Genomic DNA, 21,941 nt, shown 5'->3' on the forward strand with positions numbered 1-21,941 from the left:
CTGACCTCAGCCTCTTCGGCTTCTTCGGCCACTCGGGCCTCTTCGACGATCTGTACGCACGGAGTCTAGGCCCTGATAAAGGGACGGTAAGCAGGCCGTCGCGCCTTGGAGCGTGGGACGGGGGTTTTCCCCAGGGAGCGGGGGCGGGGAACCTCATGGCGCGGGGGCGTGCGGCGCGGCAGGCTAGCCCATATGACCACTTCCCACCAGCCCGACGGCGGGCGGCTCGACGGTGAGGTGCCGCCGGTGCGGCCCGCTCTCGATGTGCAGACATGGAAGGAGATCGCGCATCTCCTGGCGAATCTGCCGATGTCGTTGTTCGGGTTCGTCTATGTGATGACGGTGTTGTTCACGGGCGCCTCGCTGACGATCACCGTGGTCGGGTTGCCGCTGCTGGCGCTCGGTCTGGCGGGGGCGCGGGTGGTGGGCCGGTTCGAGCGGGCGCGGGCGCGGTTGCTGCTCGGGGTGCGGGTCGACGAGCCGAGCCCGCTGCCGTGGCGCCGGGCGGGCGGGCCGGTGGCGCAGATGTGGCTGGCGTTGAAGGATCCGGTGGCCTGGCGGACGGTGCTGTACGACTTCGTCCGGCTGCCGTGGGGCATCCTCACGTTCAGCGTCGTGGTCCCCGCCCTGTTCGTGCTGTGGCCGGTCCTGCCGTATCTGGCGCGGGGGCTGACCAATGTGGACCGGGCGATGGTGCGGGCGCTGTTGTCGCCGTCCGACGAGCTGGAGCGGCGGATCGCCGAGCTGGAGTCGGACCGGGGGGTCGTGGTGGACACGGCGGCGGCGGATCTGCGGCGGATCGAGCGGGATCTGCACGACGGGGCGCAGGCGCGGCTGGTGAATCTGGCGATGGGGCTGGGGCTGGCGAAGGAGAAGTTGCAGGAGGGGCAGGCGGACGACGCGGTGGCGGCGATGGTGGAGGAGGCGCACGGCGAGGTGAAGCTGGCGCTGCAGGAGCTGCGGGATCTGGCGCGGGGCATCCACCCCGCGGTGCTGACGGACCGCGGGCTCGATGCCGCGCTGTCGGCGGTGGCTTCGCGGTGCACGGTGCCGGTGAAGGTGACCGTCGATCTGGTGTCCAGACCGGCGCCGGCCATCGAGGGGATCGCCTACTTCACCGTGTCGGAGCTGTTGCAGAACATCAGCAAGCACAGCGGGGCGCGGTCGGCCTCGGTGGATGTGTGGCGGACGGACGAACGGCTGCTCATCCAGGTCGGGGACGACGGCCGGGGCGGGGCGCGGCTCGACGCGGGGACGGGGATGCGGGGGCTCGCGGAGCGGCTGGACGCCGTCGACGGGGTGTTCGTGGTGGAGTCGCCGGTGGGGGGTCCTACGACGGTGACGGCGGAGCTGCCGTGGCGGGAGCCGGAGCGGTAGCCGGGGCGGTAGCGCCGAGGTAGGGAAAACCCCCCTTTCGACAGACCGACGGACTGGATGGCCCGCGGGGGCGGTGCCGGGGAGGGTGGAGGCGGGTCACAGCGGCTGCGCGATGAGCGGGGCGTGTGGAGACGAGTAGAAACGGACGGCGCCGATGGCCACGCAGTATGGGCGGTACGGGACGTATGGGCGGGACGAGGGCGAGTACGCGTACGGGGCCCGTGAGGGTCGACGGCGCCGGATGCCCGCCGTGCTGCTCGAGCCGGTGAGCGGGCGGCACTGGCGTGAGCTCGCCTATGTGCTGCTCGGTTTCCCGGTGAGTGTCACGCTGTTCGTGTTCACCGTGACCATGCTGTCGGTCGGGGCGGGGCTGCTGGTGACGTTCCTCGGCATTCCGGTGCTGGCGGCGGGCCTGGCGGCCTGCCGGGGCTTCGGGGTGGTGGAACGGGCGAGGGCGCGGGGGCTGCTGGGGCTGGAGGTGCGGGATCCGGAGCCGTTGCGGGTGCGGGGGCGGGACGGGCGTGCCGGGGTGATGGCGTGGATGGCGGCCGTGCTGCGGAGCGGGAGCTCGTGGCGGCATGCCCTGTTCGTGCTGGTGCAGTTTCCGTGGGCGGTGTTCTCGTTCTGCGTGACGCTCACGGTGTGGGTGTTCGGCTGGACGATGCTGACGTATCCGCTGTGGTTCTGGGTGTTCCCGATGTACGCGGGGCAGGACGGCCTTCAGCTGTACGGCGACCAGCACCACCGGGTGTACCTGGACAACCCCTTCGAGATCACCGTCACGGCGTCGGTGGGGCTGCTCGTCACGCTGGCGACGCCGTGGATCGTGCGGGCGCTGACGACGGTGGACCGGCTGCTGGTGCACGGGCTGCTCGGGCCGTCGCGGCTGGCGTCACGGGTGGTGGAGCTGGAGTCGGACCGGGGGGTGGTGGTGGACACGGCGGCGGCGGATCTGCGGCGGATCGAGCGGGATCTGCACGACGGGGCGCAGGCGCGGCTGGTGGCGCTGGCGATGGATCTGGGGCTGGCGAAGGAGAGGCTGCGGGAGGATCCGCGGGGGGCGGCGCGGATGGTGGACGAGGCGCACGGCGAGGTGAAGACGGCGCTGCAGGAGCTGCGGGATCTGGCGCGGGGGATTCATCCCGCGGTGCTGACCGACCGGGGGCTGGACGCGGCGTTGTCGGCGGTGGCTTCGCGGTGCACGGTGCCGGTGCGGGTGGAGGTGGATCTGGGGGCGCGGCCGGTGGCCGCGATCGAGGGGATCGCTTATTTCACGGTGTCGGAGTTGTTGCAGAACGTGAGCAAGCACAGCCGGGCTCGGTCGGCGTCGGTGGATGTGTGGCGGGTGGAGGATCGGTTGATGCTGCAGGTGGTGGATGACGGGGTGGGTGGCGCGGAGGCCTCGGGCGGGTCCGGGCTGGCGGGGCTGGCGGAGCGGTTGGACGCGGTGGACGGGATTCTGGTGGTGGATTCGCCGGTCGGGGGGCCCACGCGGGTGACGGCGGAGCTGCCCTGGCGGGCGTGAGGTGCCGGCCCCGCCGCCCGCCGCCCTCGCCCGCCCTCGCCCTGGCGGGCGTGAGGTGCCGGCCCCGCCGCCCGCCGCCCTCGCCCTTCCCGTCCTCCAGACGCTCCGCCCCTCGCTCCTCCGCCCCCGCCGAGGGGCACCGCCCCCTGGACCCCCGGAAGGGCCGCGTCCGGTTCTGTCGGGAAGTCGCACCCCCACCCCGCAGGGCCCTATTCCCGCCCTCGTCCCGGTCTCTTCGCGTCGTCCTCCCCTGGCATCGGCCCATTGACAGGCACAGAGGGCCCCCTTGCTGGAATGCTGGAGGTGTTCGACTGACGGGTGGACGGCTGGGGGGCCGGGAGCGTGGAGGACAGGGTGCGGGTGGTCATCGCCGAGGACTCGGTGCTGTTGCGGGAGGGGCTGACCCGGTTGCTGACCGACCGGGGGCACGAGGTGGTCGCGGGGGTCGGGGACGCCGACGCGTTGGTCAAGACGATCACCGAGCTGCATGACGAGGGGGCGCTGCCGGACGTGGTCGTCGCCGATGTGCGGATGCCGCCCACGCACACCGACGAGGGGGTGCGGGCCGCCGTACAGCTGAGGAAGGCGCATCCGGGGCTCGGGGTGCTGGTGCTGTCACAGTACGTGGAGGAGAGGTACGCCACCGAACTGCTGGCCGGTTCGAGTCGCGGGGTGGGGTATCTGCTCAAGGACCGGGTCGCCGAGGTGCGGGAGTTCGTGGACGCCGTGGTGCGGGTGGCCTCCGGGGGGACCGCGCTCGATCCGGAGGTGGTCGCGCAGCTGCTGGGGCGCAGCAGGAAGCAGGACGTGCTCGCCGCCCTCACCCCGCGTGAGCGGGAGGTGCTGGGGCTGATGGCCGAGGGGCGGACCAACTCCGCCGTCGCCCGGCAGCTCGTCGTCAGCGACGGGGCCGTGGAGAAGCACGTCAGCAACATCTTCCTGAAGCTGGGGCTCTCGCCGAGTGACGGGGATCACCGTCGAGTTCTAGCAGTACTCACCTATCTCAATTCATGAGCGAGTGGCACTGTGGCCCGACGGTGATCCTTGAAGGCGTTGAAGGTGATCGGACCGCGTCCGGCGTCGTTCCCCGCGTGAACCGGGGAACTCGGTCGGTGCGTCTACCAGGGCGACACCGTGGGGCGGGAAATCATGACAAGTCGGGGTGCCGGGCCGTCTCGGGGCAGTGACCGTCATACGAACGGCCGAGGGAAGGCGACCCTTACAGACGTAGGGTTGATCCAGGGAGGGCCTTCACGAAGACCCCTCCGGGACAGCCACCTCGAGGGAGGTCCAGTTCAGTGACCAGTCGGGTCAGCAGCGCAACGGGACAGACCGGGCAGGCCGAGCAGGCCGACGGGACCGTCGTGGGAGAGCAGCGCAAACCGGGCGCGACGGCGAAGGACGTACGCCGTCTCGACCGGGTGATCATCAGGTTCGCGGGTGACTCGGGTGACGGTATGCAGCTCACCGGTGACCGGTTCACCTCGGAGACGGCGTCGTTCGGCAACGATCTGTCCACCCTGCCGAACTTCCCCGCCGAGATCCGCGCGCCCGCCGGCACGCTGCCCGGCGTCTCCTCGTTCCAGTTGCACTTCGCCGACCACGACATCCTCACCCCGGGCGACGCGCCGAATGTGCTGGTCGCGATGAATCCGGCGGCCCTGAAGGCGAACATCGCGGATGTGCCGCGCGGGGCGGAGATCATCGTCAACACCGACGAGTTCACCAAGCGTGCGATGCAGAAGGTGGGGTACGCGGCCTCGCCGCTGGAGGACGGCTCCCTCGACGGCTACCAGCTCCATCCGGTCCCGCTGACCACCCTGACCGTCGAGGCTCTCAAGGAATTCGACCTCACCCGCAAGGAGGCCGAGCGCAGCAAGAACATGTTCGCGCTCGGCCTCCTTTCGTGGATGTACCACCGGCCCACCGAGGGCACCGAGAAGTTCCTGAGATCGAAGTTCGCGAAGAAGCCCGACATCGCGGCCGCCAACATCGCCGCCTTCCGCGCCGGGTGGAACTTCGGGGAGACGACCGAGGACTTCGCCGTCAGTTATGAGGTCGCCCCGGCCGCGAAGGCCTTCCCCGTGGGGACCTACCGGAACATCTCCGGGAACCTGGCGCTCGCGTACGGGCTGGTCACGGCCTCGCGGCAGGCGGATCTGCCGCTGTTCCTCGGCTCGTACCCGATCACACCGGCCTCGGACATCCTGCACGAGCTGAGCCGGCACAAGAACTTCGGTGTGCGCACCTTCCAGGCCGAGGACGAGATCGCCGGCATCGGCGCCGCCCTCGGGGCGGCCTTCGGGGGGTCCCTCGCCGTCACCACGACCTCCGGGCCCGGCGTGGCGCTGAAGTCCGAGACCATCGGGCTCGCGGTGTCGCTGGAGCTGCCGCTGCTGGTCGTCGACATCCAGCGGGGCGGCCCCTCCACCGGGCTGCCGACCAAGACCGAGCAGGCGGATCTGCTGCAGGCCATGTACGGGCGCAACGGCGAGGCGCCGGTGCCGGTCGTCGCCCCCCGCACCCCCGCGGACTGCTTCGACGCCGCCCTGGAGGCCGCGCGGATCGCCCTGGTCTACCGCACCCCCGTCTTCCTGCTCTCCGACGGCTATCTCGCCAACGGTTCCGAGCCGTGGCGGATCCCCGAGCTGGACGAGCTGCCGGATCTGCGGGTGCAGTTCACGCAGGGCCCGAACCACACCCTGGAGGACGGCACCGAGGTCTTCTGGCCGTACAAGCGGGATCCGCAGACCCTCGCCCGGCCGTGGGCGATCCCGGGCACCCCGGGGCTAGAACACCGCATCGGCGGCATCGAGAAGGAGGACGGGACCGGGAACATCTCCTACTCCCCCGCCAACCACGACTTCATGGTCCGCACCCGCCAGGCCAAGATCGACGGCATCGAGGTCCCGGACCTCCAGGTCGACGATCCCCACCGGGCCACCACGCTCGTCCTGGGCTGGGGTTCGACGTACGGGCCGATCACCGCCGCCGTACGACGGCTGCGGGCGGCCGGGGAGGCGGTCGCGCAGGCGCATCTGCGGCATCTGAACCCCTTCCCACGCAACCTGGGCGAGGTGCTGAAGGCCTACGACAAGGTCGTCGTCCCGGAGATGAACCTCGGCCAGCTCGCCACCCTCATCCGGGCGAAGTACCTGGTCGACGCCCACTCGTACAACCAGGTGAACGGCATGCCGTTCAAGGCGGAGCAGCTCGCCGCGGCGCTCAAGGAGGCCATCCATGACCACTGAGCCACTCTCTCTCGTGCCCAAGGCCGAAGGCCGGCAGTCCATGAAGGACTTCAAGTCGGACCAGGAAGTGCGCTGGTGCCCGGGCTGCGGTGACTACGCGATCCTGGCGGCCGTCCAGGGCTTCATGCCGGAGCTGGGGCTGGCCAGGGAGAACATCGTCTTCGTCTCCGGCATCGGCTGCTCCTCGCGCTTCCCGTACTACATGAACACCTACGGGATGCACTCCATCCACGGGCGGGCCCCCGCGATCGCGACCGGCCTCGCCGCGAGCCGGCGGGACCTGTCCGTGTGGGTGGTCACGGGCGACGGGGACGCGCTGTCCATCGGCGGCAACCATCTCATCCATGCCCTGCGCCGGAACGTCAACCTGAAGATCCTGCTCTTCAACAACCGGATCTACGGCCTGACCAAGGGCCAGTACTCCCCCACCTCCGAGGTCGGCAAGATCACCAAGTCGACGCCGATGGGGTCGCTGGACGCGCCGTTCAACCCGGTGTCGCTGGCGATCGGCGCCGAGGCGTCCTTCGTCGCCCGCACCATCGACTCCGACCGCAAGCATCTGACGGAGGTGCTCCGGCAGGCCGCCGCCCACCCGGGCACGGCGCTGATCGAGATCTACCAGAACTGCAACATCTTCAACGACGGCGCCTTCGACGCGGTCAAGGACAAGCAGCAGGCCGAGGAGGCCGTGATCCGGCTGGAGCACGGGCAGCCGATCCGGTTCGGCGCCGAGCTGGGCAAGGGTGTCGTACGGGATCCGGCGACCGGTGATCTGCGGGTGGTCGCCGTGACGCCGGAGAACGAGGGCGAGATCCTGGTCCACGACGCGCACTCCGCGTCCCCGACCACCGCCTTCGCGCTCTCCCGCCTCGCCGATCCGGACACCCTGCACAACACCCCGATCGGTGTCCTGCGCTCCGTCGAGCGGCCGGTCTACGACACCCAGATGGCCGACCAGCTCGACACGGCCGTCGAACAGCACGGCAAGGGCGATCTGGCCGCGTTGCTGGCGGGCGGGGACACCTGGACGGTCGTCGGCTGAACCCACACGAGCGATATCAGTGCAGCTCAGGGACACTTACCTCAGAGCAAGTACCTTACCTCAAAGTGGGTACTTTCGCTGAGTTAGCGCTACCCCTAGGGTGGGTGGCAGACCCGCTACCCCCCTAGGAGTTCCTGAGCCATGAGCATCGTCGTCACCGGAGCCACCGGAAAGCTCGGCCGCCACGTCGTCGAGCAGCTGCTGGAGAAGGTTCCGGCGGAGCAGATCACGGCCGTCGTGCGCGATGAGGCCAAGGCCGCCGACTTCGCAGCCCGCGGTGTGCGGATCGCTGTCGCCGACTACAACGCCCCCGAGACCTTCGACGGCCTGTTCGCCGCCGGCGACAAGGTGCTGCTGATCTCGGGCAACGAGTTCGACAAGGGCCGCCCCGCGCAGCACCAGGTCGTCATCGACCGGGCGAAGGCCGCCGGGGTCGCGCTGCTGGCGTACACCAGCGCACTGGGCTCGCTGACCGCCGCGCTCGCCGACGACCACCGGGCCACCGAGGAGGCGCTGACCACCTCGGGCGTGCCGTACGCGCTGCTGCGCAACGGCTGGTACCACGAGAACTACACCGAGAACCTCGCCCCGGTCCTGGAGCACAACGCCGTCGTCGCGGCCGCCGGTGAGGGCCGGGTGTCCTCGGCCTCCCGCGCGGACTACGCGGCCGCCGCCGTCGCCGTGCTGACCGGTGAGGGCCACGAGAACCAGACGTACGAGCTGGGCGGCGACGAGGCGTGGAGCTTCGCCGAGTACGCGGCCGAGCTGAGCCGGCAGACCGGCAAGGAGATCGCCTACAACTCCGTGCCCGCCGAGGTGCTCACCGGCATCCTGACCGGCGCGGGGGTGCCCGAGCCGTTCGCGGCGACCCTGGTCGGCGTGGACGCGTCGATCGAGAAGGGCGAGCTGGTGGCCTCCAGCGGCGACCTCTCCCGCCTGGCGGGCCGCCCCACCACCCCGTTCGCGGAGACGATCGCGGCCGCGCTCAAGGGCTGACCGGCCCCTCGGCGCCGCCGGGCACCCCCTCACCCCCGCCTGTCATGACCGTATGGCGATACGGGCATGACGGACGGGGGTCTTCGGCGTTACCTTCGTGCACGCGTATGTGAAGGCGCGCGAGGACGTGAGAAGGAGGGTCGCCCGTGGCCGGGTCGTCGAAGGGTGAGGGCCGGATAGGCCTGCTGAACGGCTTCGCGGCGTATGGGATGTGGGGGCTGGTCCCCCTGTTCTGGCCCCTGCTCAAGCCCGCCGGCGCGGTGGAGATCCTCGCCCACCGCATGGTGTGGTCCCTCGCCTTCGTCGCCGCGGCCCTGGTCGTCGTACGGCGCTGGGCATGGGCCGGGGAGCTGCTGCGGCAGCCGCGCCGGCTCGCTCTGGTGGTGATCGCGGCGGCCGTCATCACCGTGAACTGGGGGGTCTACATCTGGGCCGTGAACTCCGGGCACGTGGTGGAGGCGTCCCTCGGGTACTTCATCAACCCGCTGGTCACCATCGCGATGGGTGTGCTGATCCTGAAGGAGCGGCTGCGGCCCGCGCAGTGGGCGGCGGTCGGCATCGGTCTGGCCGCGGTGCTCGTCCTGACCGTCGGCTACGGCCGTCCGCCGTGGATCTCCCTGTGTCTCGCCTTCTCCTTCGCCACGTACGGCCTGGTGAAGAAGAAGGTCAACCTCGGCGGGGTGGAGTCGCTGGCCGCCGAGACGGCGATCCAGTTCCTGCCCGCGCTGGGATATCTGCTGTGGCTGTCGGCGCACGGCGGCGCCACCTTCGCCTCCGAGGGCGCCGGTCACGCGGCCCTGCTGGCCTCGACGGGCGTGGTCACCGCGCTGCCGTTGGTGTGCTTCGGGGCCGCCGCCATCCGGGTGCCGCTGTCCACGCTGGGGCTGCTGCAGTATCTGGCGCCGGTGTTCCAGTTCCTGCTCGGGGTCGTGTACTTCGGCGAGGAGATGCCGGCCGAGCGGTGGGCCGGGTTCGGGCTGGTGTGGCTGGCGCTGGTGCTGCTGACCGCCGACGCGTGGCGCTCCGCGCGGCGACCGAAGCACGTGGTGGAGGTGCCGCCGGTTTCCCAGGTGCCATCCGCCGCAATGGACGTGTGAGCCGGCCGGGAGACTGGTTGAGTGGTCGGCATGACGCAGACGCCCGCACCCACCCCCGCCCCTACACCCGTCCACTGGAAGCTGGTCGTCGACGCCGGCGATCCGCATGCGCAGGCCGATTTCTGGGCCGGGGCGCTGCACTACGAGGTGGAGGACAACAGCGCGCTGATCGAGCGGCTGCTGGCGGCCGGGGCGCTGCCGGGGGCGGCGACGGTGGAGTTCCACGGGCGTCCGGCCTTCCGGGACCTGATCGCCGTACGGCATCCGGACGACCCGTTCGACGCGGACAGCGGGACCGGGCTGGGGCGGCGGCTGCTGTTCCAGCGGGTGCCGGAGGCCAAGACGGTGAAGAACCGGCTCCATCTCGATCTGCACCCCGGCGCGGGGCGGCGGGAGGAGGAGGTGCAGCGGCTGCGGGCGCTGGGCGCGAGCGTGCTGCGGGAGGTGAGGGAGCCGTCCGGGGAGTGGGTGGTGATGGCCGACCCCGAGGGGAACGAGTTCTGCGTGCAGTGAGCGCGTGTCCGTCCGGAATGTGAACCGCCTGTCCTGATAGCGCTCTTGACGCACCGTTGGTCAAGCGTTCACCATCCTGGGACCCCATTCACTGTGGAATCCCTGTGATTCCCGCGGAATTCGGAGCCCCCCACATGAAGCTCTCGGTTCCCGGGCGTACGGCGGCCGCCTTCGCCTGCTCGATTGTCATGCTCCTGACTGGCGGTGCGATGGCCGGCGCCGCGCCCGCGCCCCTGGCCGCCGCCCCCGACATCCCCGTGGCGAACGTCAAGGCCCACCTCGCCCAGCTCCAGTCGATCGCCACCGCCAACGGCGGCAACCGCGCCCACGGCCGGACCGGCTACAGGGCCTCGCTCGACTATGTGAAGGCCAAGCTGGACGCCGCCGGGTACACCACGACCATCCAGCAGTTCACGTCCTCCGGCCGCACCGGTTACAACCTGATCGCCGACTGGCCCGGCGGCACCACCGACCAGGTCGTCATGGCCGGCTCCCACCTCGACAGCGTCACCTCGGGTGCGGGCATCAACGACAACGGCTCCGGTTCGGCGGCCGTCCTGGAGACCGCCCTCGCCGTGGCCCGGGCCGGCTACCAGCCCACCAAGCATCTGCGGTTCGCGTGGTGGGGCGCCGAGGAACTCGGCCTGGTCGGCTCGCGGTACTACGTCAACAACCTCTCCTCGGCGAACCGCGCCCGGATCAGCGGCTACCTCAACTTCGACATGATCGGCTCGCCGAACCCCGGCTACTTCGTCTACGACGACGACCCGACCATCGAGAAGACCTTCAAGGACTATTTCACCGGCCTCGGCGTCGCGACGGAGATAGAGACCGAGGGCGACGGCCGCTCCGACCACGCGCCCTTCAAGAACGCGGGTGTCCCGGTGGGCGGTCTGTTCAGCGGCGCCGACTACATCAAGACGGCGGCGCAGGCGGCCAAGTGGGGCGGTACGGCCGGGCAGGCCTTCGACCGCTGCTACCACTCCTCCTGCGACACCACCGCCAACATCAACGACACGGCCCTGAACCGCAACGCGGACGCGCTCGCGTACGCGGTGTGGACCCTGTCGTCCTGACCCGCGCCTTAGTGGCCCTGCAGACCGGCCTTGCGGGCGCGTTCCGCGAGCCGGACCATGCGGGCGCGGGCCGACTCCAGCTGCTCGACGTCGTCGGCGGCCGGGCCCTCCTCGGTGGTCAGCTCCGTCCACAGACCGAGGAGTTCGGTCCCCAGGTTGAGGCCCTGCAAGGGGTCGCGTACGGCACGCCAGGCCGCCGCGGCGCTCTGGACGTTGCCGTACGCGGCCTCGCCGTCCCGTGCGCGGCGGTGGATCCGGGCCAGGTCGAGGGAGACATGGAAGGCGCGCAGCGGGTCCCCCGCCAAGTAGGCGATGTACGCGCCGAGTTCCCGCAGACGGAGCACCTCGGGGTGCTCCGGCCCCAGCGTTCCCGAGGCCTCCCGCACGGTCCGCTCGGCGAGTCCGGCGGCCACGTCTGTGCGACCGGCCCGCACGGCCTCGTTGATCTGCGCCATCGGCTCGCCGAGGAGCGCGGGGGCGCCGTCGTCGCCGGGGAGGGTGCGGGGGTCGGCCCCGAGCACCGCCTCCGCCACGGCGTCGAAGCCCCGGGCGGGGGTGGGCTTGGGGTCGGGGTCGAGCTCGTGGACCGGCTCCGGGTCGGGGAGGTGCGTGAGGAGGGGCTTGAGCTTCGGCTCGGGGGCGGCGTTCCGCAAAGGTGCGGGTGCCGGGGCGGGTTCCTGCGCGGGTTCCGGGAGGCGGTCCCACGGGCGGTCCGGGGCGGCGGGCGCCTCGGGATCCGCGTGCGGGTCCATCGCCGGGGGCGGACCGAAGACCCCGGTCGGGGCTACGACGGTGCCGGGGGCCTGCGCCGAGGACGGGGCCGGGGGCACGGGCGCGGGCGGGAGGTCGTCCTGCCGCTCCCGCGACGCCTGGACCTGCCGTAGGACGTGCGTGGGCTTGTCGCGCCGGGGTTCCTCGGGGGCGGACGCCGGGGCCTCCGGCGCGGCGTCCGCCGACATCGGAGGAACCCCCGTGGTCGGCGCGGTCGCAGGAACGGCAGGGGCCGTCGGAGGCGCCGCGGCCGCCGGGACCGCCGGGGCCGACAAGACCGGAAGGACCACCGTGGCCGCCGGGACATCGGGACCGGCCGGGGCACCGGAACCGGCCGGAGCTGCCGGACCCGCCGGGGCCGCCGGGGCCGCCGCAGCACCCGAACCGGCCAGGACACCCGGAGCCGCCGGGGCCGCCGCAGCACCCGAACCGGCCAGGACAGCCGGACCCGCCGGGGCCGGCGGACCGGTCGGAGCCGGCGGACCGGTCGGAGCCGGCGGACCGGCCGGAGCCGATGGACCGGTCGGAGCCGATGGAGTCGGCTGGGTCGCGGGCAGAGGCGGGTGCCGGAGAGGCTCGGCCGTGAAGTGGCTGGAGCCGTCCGTGTCGACGCGGAGGGGGACGACGTAACCGATGCGTTCGTCGTGGACCGTGGCGAGAACGGGGTGTCCGGTGGCGAGGGCGATGCGGTGGAGGTGGCCGAGGACGGCGTGCTGGATCTCCTCGCCGTCGGTCGCCGCGACCGGTACACCGCCTATCGTCGCCGGGCCGCCCGCGCGGACATGGACGTCGAGCGGCGCGGCCACGGCGGTGGGCCACCCGGTGCGGTGCTGTTCCCGCTTCTTCTCTCGGCTGAGTCGAGACATCGGTTCCTCACTCGGATGCGTCGTCACGCTCCGGTCGTCCAGGTACGCGTGCGCGTGCACGTACTGTTGAGTCTCTCCGTTCGCTCCCGGCCGACGCGTCACCACGACGTCACAGCCTCGTTCCAAGGACCCACACCGGCCTTGCCGGGAGCGCCCCGGAGGGACGGCGACCAGAAGGAGGGCGTACGGCCATGCGGACGACGGGGACGACTCAGGCACCGGCGGGGCAGCCGGGCCCGGAGCTGCGCGGGCCGGAGATCTGGCTGCGCGGACCGGTCCCCGTACCCGAGCCGGTACCGGGACCCTACGCCCCGGCTCCCCGCCGCTTCTCCTGGCTCGGCACGCACGGCGGGGCGGGAGCCTCCACGCTCGCCGCGGTTTACGGCGGCCACGACTGCGGACGGGACTGGCCCGCCCTCGGTGATCCGCCGTCCGTGCTGCTGGTGGCCCGCACCCATGCGTACGGGCTGGAGTCGGCCCTGCGCGCCCTGGAGGTCTTCCGGCACGGGGAGGCCCCGCACGGGCTCGATCTGGACGCGGTGGTGCTGGTCGCGGACGCGCCGGGAAGGCTGCCGCGCCCGCTGGCCCAGCGGATGCGGGTCATCGAATCGGCCGTCGACGTGTACCGCGTCCCGTGGGTGACCGAGTGGCGCCTCGGCGAGCTCGGCGGCGGGCCGCCCCGGGAGACCGAGGCGCTGGCCCGGCTCACCGGGGTGAGGCGCTGACCCGGGGGACGCGCCGGGCGCCGTCCGCGGTGGAGATCGCCTCGGCCGTACGGGAGGGGCGGCTGCGGGCCGTGGAGGTGGTGGCGGAGGCCCTGGAACGCATCGCCCGGGTGGATCCCTCCCTGAGTTCCTTCGCCGAGGTGTGGGAGAGGGAGGCGGTCGAGCGGGCGCGCGCGGTGGACGCGCGGGTCGGGGCGGGTGAGCGGCTGCCGCTGGCCGGGGTGCCGATCGGGGTCAAGGGGCGGCACGGGCTGCGGGCGGCGGGGCCGTTGGTCGCCGCGGGCTGTGTGCCGGTGGGGGCGACGGCGGTGCCGGGGCCCGGAACGCCCTGGCAGACCTGGGGGGTCGGCGCGCACGGCCGTACCGTCAACCCGTGGCGGTCCGACCGCACCCCGGGTGGATCCTCGGCCGGGTCGGCGGTGGCGGTGGCGGCCGGGCTGGTGCCGCTGGCGACGGGCAGCGACGGGGCGGGCTCGGTGCGGATCCCGGCGGCCTGGTGCGGGGTGATCGGCCTGAAGACGACGAACGGCCGGCTGCCGTCCCCGGACCGTACGGGTCTCGCGGCCCCCGGAGTCCTGGTGCGCCACGCGGCGGACGCGGAGGCGTACTGGCGGGCGATGACGGCGGCGACGGACGAGCCGACACTCCCCCGGCCCCCTGACGCGCACATACCCCTCACCGCCGCGTCTGCGCAGCTCACCGACGTGCCTGCGGCCGTCACCGCCGTCTTCTCCCCCGATCTGGGTTTCGCCTCCGGTTCTCCCGACCCCGGGCCGTTGGCCCTCGCGCGGGCCGCCGTCGAGCGGCTCGCCGCCGCGGGTGTCGTACGGCTGCTGCCGGGTGAGGCGTCCGTGCGGCTGGAGGACCCCGCGCCCGCCTGGCTGGCGTCGCGCGGGGCGGGGGGCGGCGGGCTCGGTGAGGCCGGGCGGATCCGGGAGGTCAACGAGCGGCGGCTGGCCGCTCTCTTCGCCCGGGCCGATCTGCTGCTGACGCCGACCACACCGAACGCGGCGCATGGGCACGAAGGGCCGGGTGAGCGCTACTCCACCGCGTTGACCTGGGCGTTCAATGTGAGTGGGCACCCGGCGGCCAGCCTTCCGGCGGGCATCGGGGCCGACGGCTGTCCGGTGGGGGTGCAGCTCGTCGCCGCGCGGGGGCGGGAGGCGCTGCTGCTGGCGGTGGCCGGTGCGGCCGAGAGAGCGGGAGCCCTTCCCCTTGATACATGCATACGCATATGATGCAGACGCAGATTATCGCCGCACGCCGATCACTTGGGGGAGTCATGGACCGCCGTTTTCTCTTCGTCCTGGGCAGCAGCCGTACGGACGGCAACACGGAGGCGCTGGCCCGCAGGGCCGCCGAACAGCTGGCCCCTTCCGTCGACCAGACCTGGATCAGCCTGACCGAGCATCCACTGCCCGACTTCGAGGACGTGCGGCACGACAGCGACCACGCCCGGCCCACCGAGGGCGATCTCGCGCTGCTGCTCGACGCGACCCTGGCCGCGACGGACGTCGTCATCGTCTCGCCGCTGTACTGGTACTCGGTGTCCACCCAGGTCAAGCGCTACCTCGACCACTGGTCGGGCTGGCTGCGCACGCCCGGCGTCGACTTCAGGGCGACCATGGCGGGGCGCACGCTCTGGGGGGTGACCGTGCTCGCCGATCCGCAGGCCTCGGTCGCCGATCCGCTGGTCGGCACGCTCAACAACTCGGCCGCGTATCTGGGGATGCGGTTCGGAGGGGTCCTGCTCGGCAACGGCAGCAAGCCAGGTGACGTACTCGGCGACATGGACGCGCTGGCCCGCGCCAAGTCGTTCTTCGCGGGCGAGGCGCCCTTCGCGCGCTTCCCGTACGAGACGCGCTGAACCGCTATGCCGTGATGTCCTTCGCCGTGAACCGCGCCCATGCCGCCGAGCCGAACACCGCCACGTACAGGGCCTGGAGGCCGAGGTTCCTGACCAGGTCGTCCCAGTAGACGGGGTCGCGGACCAGGTCGGCGAAGGACAGCCAGTAGTGGGAGAAGAGGTACGGCTGGATCGCGTGGAGCTGGGGGATCTGGTCGAGGAGCTGGACGGTGATCAGCAGGCCGACGGTGGTCGCCATCGCGGCGATGCCACTGCCGGTCAGCGTGGAGACGAACAGGCCGAGCGCCGCCACCCCGGTCAGCGAGGCGGCCACGACCAGGGCGATCAGCAGGGCCCGGCCCAGCCCGTCGGCGAAACTGATCGTCGTACCGGAGATGGTGGTGACATCCCCCAGGGGGAACAGCAGCGCGCCGACCGTCAGGGCCGAGAGCGCCACCACGAGGGTGGCCACCAGGCAGAAGGCCAGCACGGTCGCGTACTTGGTGAGGAGCAGACGGGTGCGGCCGGCGGGGGCGACGAGGAGGTAGCGCAGGGTGCCGGCGTTCGCCTCGCCGGCGATCGCGTCGCCCGCGACGACGCCGATGGCCATCGGCAGGAAGAACGGCAGGGTCGCGGCCAGCGCGGTGAACACCAGGAACAGGCCGTTGTTGGTGACCTGCGCGATGAAGGCCGGTCCGCCTCCTCCGCCGTCGGGTCCCCCCGGCCCGCCGGAGGAGCCGTCGCCGGTCTCGATCCTCACCGCGATGCCGATGAGGACCGGCACGGCCGCCAGGACGGCGAGCAGCGCGAGGGTGCGCCAGCGGCGGAAGGTGATCAGCAGTTCGCTGCGGAGCAGACCGAGGGACCACAAGGGGCTCGGTCTGCGGACGGCCTCGAGCGGTGCCGCCCCCGTCGTCTCAGCCCGCGACATCGAACCCCTCCCCCGTGAGCGCCACGAACGCGTCCTCCAGGGAGGCCCGTTCGACGGTGAAGCCCCGAACGCGGACGCCGGCCGTCACCAGCGCGGCGTTGACCTCGGCGAGATCGCGGTCCGGGGGCTCGGCGACGACCCGGTCCTCACCGGCGACCACGTCCGCCGCGCCCTGTTCCTTCAGCACGCGCGCCGCCTCCGCGGTGTCGGGCGTGCTCACCACCAGCCGGCCGCGCGCTCCGGCCGCCAGCTCGGCCACCGGGCCCTGGGTGATCAGCCGGCCCTGCGCCATCACGGCCACATGGGTGCACACCTGCTCGATCTCGTCGAGGAGGTGGGAGGAGAGGAACACGGTGGTGCCGTCGGAGGCCAGCTCCCGCACCAGGGAGCGGATCTCCCGCATGCCCTGCGGGTCGAGGCCGTTGGTCGGCTCGTCCAGGACGAGGAGCCGACGGGGCTGGAGGAGTGCGGCGGCCAGGCCCAGCCGCTGTTTCATGCCGAGCGAGTACGCCTTCGCCTTCTTGCCGGCCGCGGCCGTCAGCCCGACCCGCTCCAGCGCCGTGGCGACACGGGTCCGCCGGGTGCGGGGGTCGGCGGTCGGGTCGGCGGCGTCGTAGCGCAGGAGGTTGTCCCGGCCGGAGAGGAAGCCGTACAGCGCGGGGCCCTCGATCAGGGCGCCGACCTGGGGCAGCACGGTGCGCGCGGCCCGGGGCACGGGCTGCCCCAGGACGCGCGCCGCGCCGGACGTGGGTTCGATCAGGCCCATCAGCATGCGGATCGTGGTGGTCTTGCCGGAGCCGTTGGGGCCGAGGAAGCCGAAGACGCTGCCCGCCGGGACGGTGAGGTCGAGGCGGTCCACGGCGAGCTGGCCGCCGCGGTAGCGCTTGGTGAGGGCGTGGGTGTGGATGACGGGTTCCTCACCCATGGGCTCCCCCTTCGCTCGCTTCCCCGGGCCTGCGGGCTCCACGGACCGCTTGCCTTCCCGCCTTCCTACTTCCCGGAGTCGGCGGCCTTCACCAGGGCGTCCTTGGTGACCGCGCCGACGTACACCTTGCCGTCGTCCGTGACCAGGGCGTTGATCAGGCGGGTGGAGAAGACGGTGCCGGAGCCGAACTTGCCGCTCACCTTGTCGCCGAAGGAGCCGAGGAAGCCGCTGAGGGCACCGCCGGCGTCGGAGCCGAGCTCGGAGTTGAGCTCGGAGTCGGAGGGGACGCCCTTGCCGCCGGTCTCGATGACGGCGACCGAGGTCCAGCCCTTGCCGAGGACGTCGAAGCCCTCGGGCTCCTCGGCACCACCGAGGCCGTCCAGGCCGTCGAGGCCTTCGAGGCCCTTGGTGAGGTCCTCGTCGGACGCGCCGGGCTTGCCGGAGTGCTCCGGTGCCTCCCCCGTCTCGTCCCCCTCGGTCACCTTGGCGCCCTTGGGCGGGGTGAAGTCGAACGTGGAGGCGGCGGGCTTGGCGAAGGTGACCTGGGTGAAGCCGGCGTCCACGACGGCGGCGCCGCCGCTCGCCGGGGTCAGCGTGAACTTCAGCGGCAGCCCGGTCTTCGCGTCCACCGCCACGCTGATGGCGCCGACCGTGGAGCCGGACTGCTTGGGCTTGATCAGCAGCTTGTAGGCGTCGCGGCCCGCCACGTGGACCGTGCCGTCGACGGTCACCGAGGTGGTGTCGTCGACCGCCTTCAGGGCGTCCTCGGTGAGGTCCTTGGGGGTGGCCGGCGGCTCCGCTTCCGAGGAGCTCTCGTCCACGGTGGAGTGGTGGACCTCGTTGGAGGCGCTGTCGTAGCCCCACACGTCCTTGCCGTTGTGGATGACGCTGTACTCGGCCGCGTCCTCGATCAGGGACAGCTTCTGCCGGTCGGGACCGTCGGCGGCCACGCGCAGGGTGTGGGTGCCGGAGGCGAGTTCGGTGAGCTTGGCCGAGGGGTCGGCGGACGATCCGTCACCGCCCTTGCCCGCGGCGCCGGAGAGCAGGCCGCTCTCCAGGCCGCCGAGGTCGGGCAGGCCCAGGTCGGTGGTGATCTTCACCGTGCCGGACAGCTGCTGGACGTCCGAGGCGGCGATCTTGTCGAGGAGCTGCTGGGCGGTGATCTTCGGCAGATCCGGGTCGCCCGAGTCGGCGAGCGCCGGGACCAGGCCGATCGTCGCGGCGGCGACGCCGATCACGGTGACCGGGACGACGTACCGCACGGCCTTGCGCCGCCCGACGCGCAGGTCGTCCGTCTCCCCGCCGGTCGTGCTGTCGTCGGTTGCGTTCGGTGCCATGTGTGCCTTACCTCCGTCGTCGGCGGCGGCTGGTCTTCTCCCGAGGAACGTCCCCACCCCGTGCCGCCATTCTCACCCGAATCGGTGAGGAGTGGTGTTTTCCGTGATTCCCATCTGACCAAATGCCGCTTGAGGAAGCGTCACCCCACGGACTCAACTCCGCGTACGCCTGCGGTATGACACGGAGGGAGGTCGGGGTCATCCGCCCCCTAGGGGTGGCGGACGACGACGGCTCGGGGACGGCTACGGTCGGGGACGACGACGGCTCGGGGACGGCTACGGTCGGGGACGACGACGGCTCGGGGACGGCTACGGTCGGGGACGACGACGGGTCGGGGACGACGACGGCCCCGGGGACTGAGGCGTCAGCCGGCCCGGTGGACCACCGCGTCGCACAGCCCCATGAGGGCCGCCTTGGCGTCGCACTCGGCGAGGGGGGCCAGCGCGGCGCGGGCCTCCTCGGCGTAGCGCACGGTGTCACGGCGGGCCCGCTCCAGCGCCGGGTGGGCGCGCAGGGCCGCGACGGCCTCGGCGAGCTTGGCGTCGTCGCTCAGGTCGGAGTCCAGGAGCTCGCACAGGGCGATGTCCTCGGGCAGCGCCTGCTGGGCCGCCCGCTCGCGCAGTCGCAGCACGGGCAGGGTGGGGACGCCCTCGCGCAGGTCCGTGCCGGGCGTCTTGCCCGACTCGTGGGAGTCGGAGGCGATGTCCAGGACGTCGTCGGCGAGCTGGAAGGCCACCCCGAGCCGCTCCCCGTACTGGGTGAGCACGTCCACGACCGTCTCGTCGGCGCCGGACATCATGGCGCCGAAGCGACAGGACACCGCGACCAGGGAGCCGGTCTTTCCGCCGAGGACGTCGAGGTAGTGGTCGACCGGGTCCCGGCCGTCGACCGGGCCCGCGGTCTCCAGGATCTGGCCGGTGACCAGCCTCTCGAACGCCTCCGCCTGCACCCGCACCGCCTCCGGGCCGAGGTCGGCCAGGATGTGCGAGGCGCGGGCGAAGAGGAAGTCACCGGTGAGGACGGCGAGCGAGTTGCCCCAGCGGGCGTTCGCGCTGGGCACCCCGCGCCGCACGGCGGCCTCGTCCATCACGTCGTCGTGGTACAGCGTCGCCAGATGGGTCAGCTCGACGACGACGGCGGAGGGGACGACCCCCGGCGCGTACGGGTCGCCGAAGCGGGCCGCGAGCATCACGAGCAGCGGCCGGAACCGCTTCCCACCGGCCCGCAGCAGATGCTGGGCCGCCTCGGTGATGAAGGGGACCTCGCTCTTGGTGGCCTCGAGCAAGCCTTCCTCGACAGCCGCCAATCCGGCCTGGACATCGGCTTCCAGAGCCTGGTCCCGCACGCTCAGCCCAAACGGCTCGACGACGGTCACGAGGAGTCTCCTGTCTGCTGGTGTCTATCGGCGGCTACGCGGTTTGTCGATAGGTCTCTGCGCTCACTCAAGTCAGCGTATCCGGTCAGGTTTCGATCACCGCGAGCCCCCACGGTTACAGCCCGGACAGGCCCTATGAGAAGGGGCACCCCTTAAGCCGCCATCTGGGTTTATTGCCCGATTCACCCCTCTTGTGGACGCCGGTGAGTTGTCTCACTCGCCCGGCGGACAGGTACCCACGCGCCCCACCCCCATCCCTCGCCGCATTCAAGCGAGTTGATGGTTTGCAACCACAAAGGATCAAGTACCCCATACGTCACAGACCATGGTCAAAAGGGTTGATCGTGAATCCCCCACTTGTTCCGGACATGTGCTCTCGCATACGTTCCCGGCCTGTCAGGCGGACGCCTAATCCTGCCGCCGCCCTGACACCCACCGAGAACACCACGGCAGGAGCGGGGGAACCAGGTAAGTCGCCGCACCGGTCGAGCTGGGCGTGCCCATGGGCATGCTCACGACAGACCGGTACGGCTCGGGGTGCAGTCGTGTCCGTCAGGGCACGGCCGGGCAGCTCCCGCCCGAACCCGACAGCTCACCTCGCAGGCGACGGAGAGGAACTTCGCCATGCCTGCTCAGCCCCGCCGCGCCCGCCGCCTCGCCCGCACGCTCGCCGTCGCCGCCACCGGCGTCACCGTGCTCGCCCTGCCGATCCTCGGCGCGACCACCGCCTCCGCGGCCACCCCGACCGTGGCCACCGCCACCAGCCTCGGCTACGCCAACAACCTCGACGGCTGGATCCGCGCCTCGCTCCAGGTCATGGCGCAGCACGGGATCCCCGGCACCTACAACGGCATCTACCGCAACGTGATCCGGGAGTCCTCGGGCAACCCGTCCGCGATCAACCTCTGGGACTCCAACGCCGCCAAGGGCACCCCGTCCAAGGGTCTGCTGCAGATCATCGACCCGACCTTCAACGCGTACCACGTCTCCGGCACGTCCTGGGACCCGTACGACCCGGTCGCGAACATCACCGCCTCCTGCAACTACGCGGCGGCGCGGTACGGCTCGATCGACAACGTGTTCGGCGCGTACTGAGCCGCGACCCGGCGGCCGCGGATCCAGGAATCCACGGGTGCACGGGTCCCGGGTCTGCGGGTCCCGGGTCTGCGGGTCTGCGGGTCTGCGGGTCTGCGGGTCCACGGATCCACGGATCCACGGATCCACGGATCCACGGGTCCACGGGTCCACGGGTCCACGGGTCCACGGGTCCACGGGTCTACGGATAGAGACGTTCGAGGACGACGGCCACGCCGTCGTCCTCGTTCGACGTCGTCACCTCGTCGGCCACCGCCTTCAGCTCCGGGTGCGCGTTGGCCATCGCCACCCCCCGGGCGGCCCAGTCGAACATCGGGATGTCGTTGGGCATGTCCCCGAAGGCGAGGGTGTCCTCGGGCCTGAGCCCCAGATGCTCGGCGGCCAGGGCGAGCCCCGTCGCCTTGGTGATCCCGCACGGCTGGAGCTCCACCGTGCCGGGCCCCGACATGGTGACGGTGGCGAGCGAGCCGACCACCGCGCGGGCCGTCGACGCCAACTCGTCGTCGGACAGCGTCGGATGGCGCAGCAGCACCTTGCTGATCGGCTCGCACCACAGGTCGTCGCGCCGCTCCACGCGCAGCGCGGGCAGGGTCGGGTGCGGCATCAGATAGCCCGGCTCGATGAGCGTGAGCCCGTCGACCCCGTCCTGGTCGACCGCCGCGTACACCTGCCCGACCTCGGCCTCGATCTTGCCGAGCGCGGTCTCCGCGAGCTCCCGGTCCAGGGTGACCGACCACAGCAGACGGTCCGCGCGGGCGTCGTAGAGCTGCGCGCCCTGCCCGCACACCGCGAGCCCTCTGCTGTGCAGTCGGTCGAGCAGGGGGCGTACACGGGGCGCGGGCCGGCCGGTCACCACCAGATGGCGAGCGCCGGCCGCCGCCACCCGCGCGAGCGCGTCCAGCGACCGGTCGGAGAACGTGTCGTCGCCGCGCAGCAGCGTTCCGTCCAGGTCGGTGGCGACGAGGGAGTACGTGGTGCGCTCGGCATATGCGGTGGGTGCGGCCATGATCAGAGAATACGGATCCCGCACCCCCGGGACTCGACGCGCACCGGACCCGGACGGAGTCCGGCCCCTTCTGTCAACTCCCCTTCTTTTGTTGACCGATCGCTCGCCCATCGCTGTGAACACGGGTCCGAGAAACGGCTTTCGGCACATCGCCGGGCAGCGACCGATTGAGGGCCTCCGCGGGAA

19 protein-coding genes and 1 riboswitch are annotated in these 21,941 nt (G+C 71.8%); of the genes, 13 read left to right on the forward strand and 6 right to left on the reverse strand.

Translation table 11 applies throughout. From position 1 onward, the window contains the following. The first annotated feature begins 192 nt into the window (after positions 1–192). The 9 genes from OG852_RS20185 to OG852_RS20225 all read left to right on the forward strand — a co-directional run bounded on the left by OG852_RS20185 (position 193) and on the right by OG852_RS20225 (position 10,877). Positions 193–1,377 carry a sensor histidine kinase gene (locus OG852_RS20185; RefSeq protein WP_330348597.1) on the forward strand — a complete coding sequence of 395 codons (1,185 nt, stop codon included), beginning with the start codon at positions 193–195 and terminating at the stop codon, positions 1,375–1,377. 154 nt (positions 1,378–1,531) lie between these two features. Next, positions 1,532–2,902: a sensor histidine kinase gene (locus OG852_RS20190; RefSeq protein WP_330348598.1), complete on the forward strand. Its 1,371-nt coding sequence runs from the start codon at positions 1,532–1,534 to the stop codon at positions 2,900–2,902. A 342-nt stretch (positions 2,903–3,244) separates the two neighbouring features. Further along, a complete protein-coding gene (locus OG852_RS20195; protein ID WP_133914808.1) occupies positions 3,245–3,916 on the forward strand; it encodes a LuxR C-terminal-related transcriptional regulator in 672 nt (223 codons plus the stop codon). Between the two features lie 284 nt (positions 3,917–4,200). Further along, positions 4,201–6,153 carry a 2-oxoacid:acceptor oxidoreductase subunit alpha gene (locus tag OG852_RS20200; protein WP_133914807.1) on the forward strand — a complete coding sequence of 651 codons (1,953 nt, stop codon included), beginning with the start codon at positions 4,201–4,203 and terminating at the stop codon, positions 6,151–6,153. Beyond that, positions 6,143–7,195: a 2-oxoacid:ferredoxin oxidoreductase subunit beta gene (locus tag OG852_RS20205; protein ID WP_133914806.1), complete on the forward strand. Its 1,053-nt coding sequence runs from the start codon at positions 6,143–6,145 to the stop codon at positions 7,193–7,195. The genes OG852_RS20200 and OG852_RS20205 overlap by 11 nt, the downstream gene beginning before the upstream one ends. Positions 7,196–7,336: 141 nt before the next feature. After that, a complete protein-coding gene (locus OG852_RS20210; RefSeq protein WP_330348599.1) occupies positions 7,337–8,191 on the forward strand; it encodes an SDR family oxidoreductase in 855 nt (284 codons plus the stop codon). Positions 8,192–8,337: 146 nt separating this feature from the next. Further along, entirely contained in the window at positions 8,338–9,288 is a 951-nt protein-coding gene (gene rarD / locus OG852_RS20215) for an EamA family transporter RarD (RefSeq protein ID WP_330348600.1), read from the forward strand. A gap of 30 nt (positions 9,289–9,318) precedes the next feature. Then, positions 9,319–9,801 (forward strand): VOC family protein, encoded by a 483-nt coding sequence (locus OG852_RS20220; protein ID WP_330348601.1) that lies wholly within the window; start codon positions 9,319–9,321, stop codon positions 9,799–9,801. Between the two features lie 134 nt (positions 9,802–9,935). Next, positions 9,936–10,877 carry a M28 family metallopeptidase gene (locus tag OG852_RS20225; protein WP_133914802.1) on the forward strand — a complete coding sequence of 314 codons (942 nt, stop codon included), beginning with the start codon at positions 9,936–9,938 and terminating at the stop codon, positions 10,875–10,877. Positions 10,878–10,885: 8 nt separating this feature from the next. On the opposite strand, the gene OG852_RS20230 is transcribed toward OG852_RS20225, so the two are convergent. After that, positions 10,886–12,514 carry a tetratricopeptide repeat protein gene (locus OG852_RS20230; RefSeq protein ID WP_330348602.1) on the reverse strand — a complete coding sequence of 543 codons (1,629 nt, stop codon included), beginning with the start codon at positions 12,512–12,514 and terminating at the stop codon, positions 10,886–10,888. 191 nt (positions 12,515–12,705) lie between these two features. On the opposite strand from OG852_RS20230, the gene OG852_RS20235 reads away from it, so the two are divergent. The 3 genes from OG852_RS20235 to OG852_RS20245 are packed head-to-tail and all read left to right on the forward strand — an operon-like array spanning position 12,706 to position 15,106. Continuing rightward, complete coding sequence (locus tag OG852_RS20235; RefSeq protein WP_330348603.1) at positions 12,706–13,239, forward strand: hypothetical protein; 534 nt, start codon at positions 12,706–12,708, stop codon at positions 13,237–13,239. A gap of 29 nt (positions 13,240–13,268) precedes the next feature. Beyond that, complete coding sequence (locus OG852_RS20240) at positions 13,269–14,477, forward strand: amidase (protein WP_330348604.1); 1,209 nt, start codon at positions 13,269–13,271, stop codon at positions 14,475–14,477. Between the two features lie 44 nt (positions 14,478–14,521). Next, positions 14,522–15,106: a flavodoxin family protein gene (locus OG852_RS20245; RefSeq protein ID WP_330348605.1), complete on the forward strand. Its 585-nt coding sequence runs from the start codon at positions 14,522–14,524 to the stop codon at positions 15,104–15,106. A 4-nt stretch (positions 15,107–15,110) separates the two neighbouring features. Here OG852_RS20245 and OG852_RS20250 read toward each other — a convergent pair whose 3' ends face one another. The 4 genes from OG852_RS20250 to OG852_RS20265 all read right to left on the reverse strand — a co-directional run bounded on the left by OG852_RS20250 (position 15,111) and on the right by OG852_RS20265 (position 19,654). Further along, positions 15,111–16,016 carry an ABC transporter permease gene (locus OG852_RS20250; RefSeq protein ID WP_330348606.1) on the reverse strand — a complete coding sequence of 302 codons (906 nt, stop codon included), beginning with the start codon at positions 16,014–16,016 and terminating at the stop codon, positions 15,111–15,113. After that, positions 16,003–16,941 carry an ABC transporter ATP-binding protein gene (locus OG852_RS20255; RefSeq protein ID WP_330348607.1) on the reverse strand — a complete coding sequence of 313 codons (939 nt, stop codon included), beginning with the start codon at positions 16,939–16,941 and terminating at the stop codon, positions 16,003–16,005. Before OG852_RS20255 ends, OG852_RS20250 begins: the two co-directional genes overlap by 14 nt. Before the next feature lie 65 nt (positions 16,942–17,006). Further along, on the reverse strand, positions 17,007–18,278 hold the full coding sequence (locus tag OG852_RS20260; RefSeq protein ID WP_330348608.1) for a LolA family protein: 1,272 nt from the start codon (positions 18,276–18,278) through the stop codon (positions 17,007–17,009). Positions 18,279–18,643: 365 nt separating this feature from the next. After that, a complete protein-coding gene (locus OG852_RS20265; protein ID WP_133914794.1) occupies positions 18,644–19,654 on the reverse strand; it encodes a polyprenyl synthetase family protein in 1,011 nt (336 codons plus the stop codon). Positions 19,655–20,077: 423 nt separating this feature from the next. Next, positions 20,078–20,275: riboswitch (cyclic di-AMP (ydaO/yuaA leader) on the forward strand. A gap of 3 nt (positions 20,276–20,278) precedes the next feature. Between OG852_RS20265 and OG852_RS20270 the strand changes: the two genes are divergently transcribed. Then, the gene (locus tag OG852_RS20270) at positions 20,279–20,749 is read left to right on the forward strand and encodes a transglycosylase SLT domain-containing protein (protein ID WP_133914793.1); all 471 of its coding nucleotides are present in this window, start codon (positions 20,279–20,281) and stop codon (positions 20,747–20,749) included. A 181-nt stretch (positions 20,750–20,930) separates the two neighbouring features. On the opposite strand, the gene OG852_RS20275 is transcribed toward OG852_RS20270, so the two are convergent. Continuing rightward, positions 20,931–21,755, reverse strand: a complete 825-nt coding sequence (locus OG852_RS20275) for an HAD family hydrolase (RefSeq protein WP_133914792.1) — start codon at positions 21,753–21,755, stop codon at positions 20,931–20,933. Positions 21,756–21,941: the final 186 nt, after the last annotated feature.

Source organism: Streptomyces sp. NBC_00582, from assembly GCF_036345155.1.
In the GTDB taxonomy this organism is placed as follows: domain Bacteria; phylum Actinomycetota; class Actinomycetes; order Streptomycetales; family Streptomycetaceae; genus Streptomyces.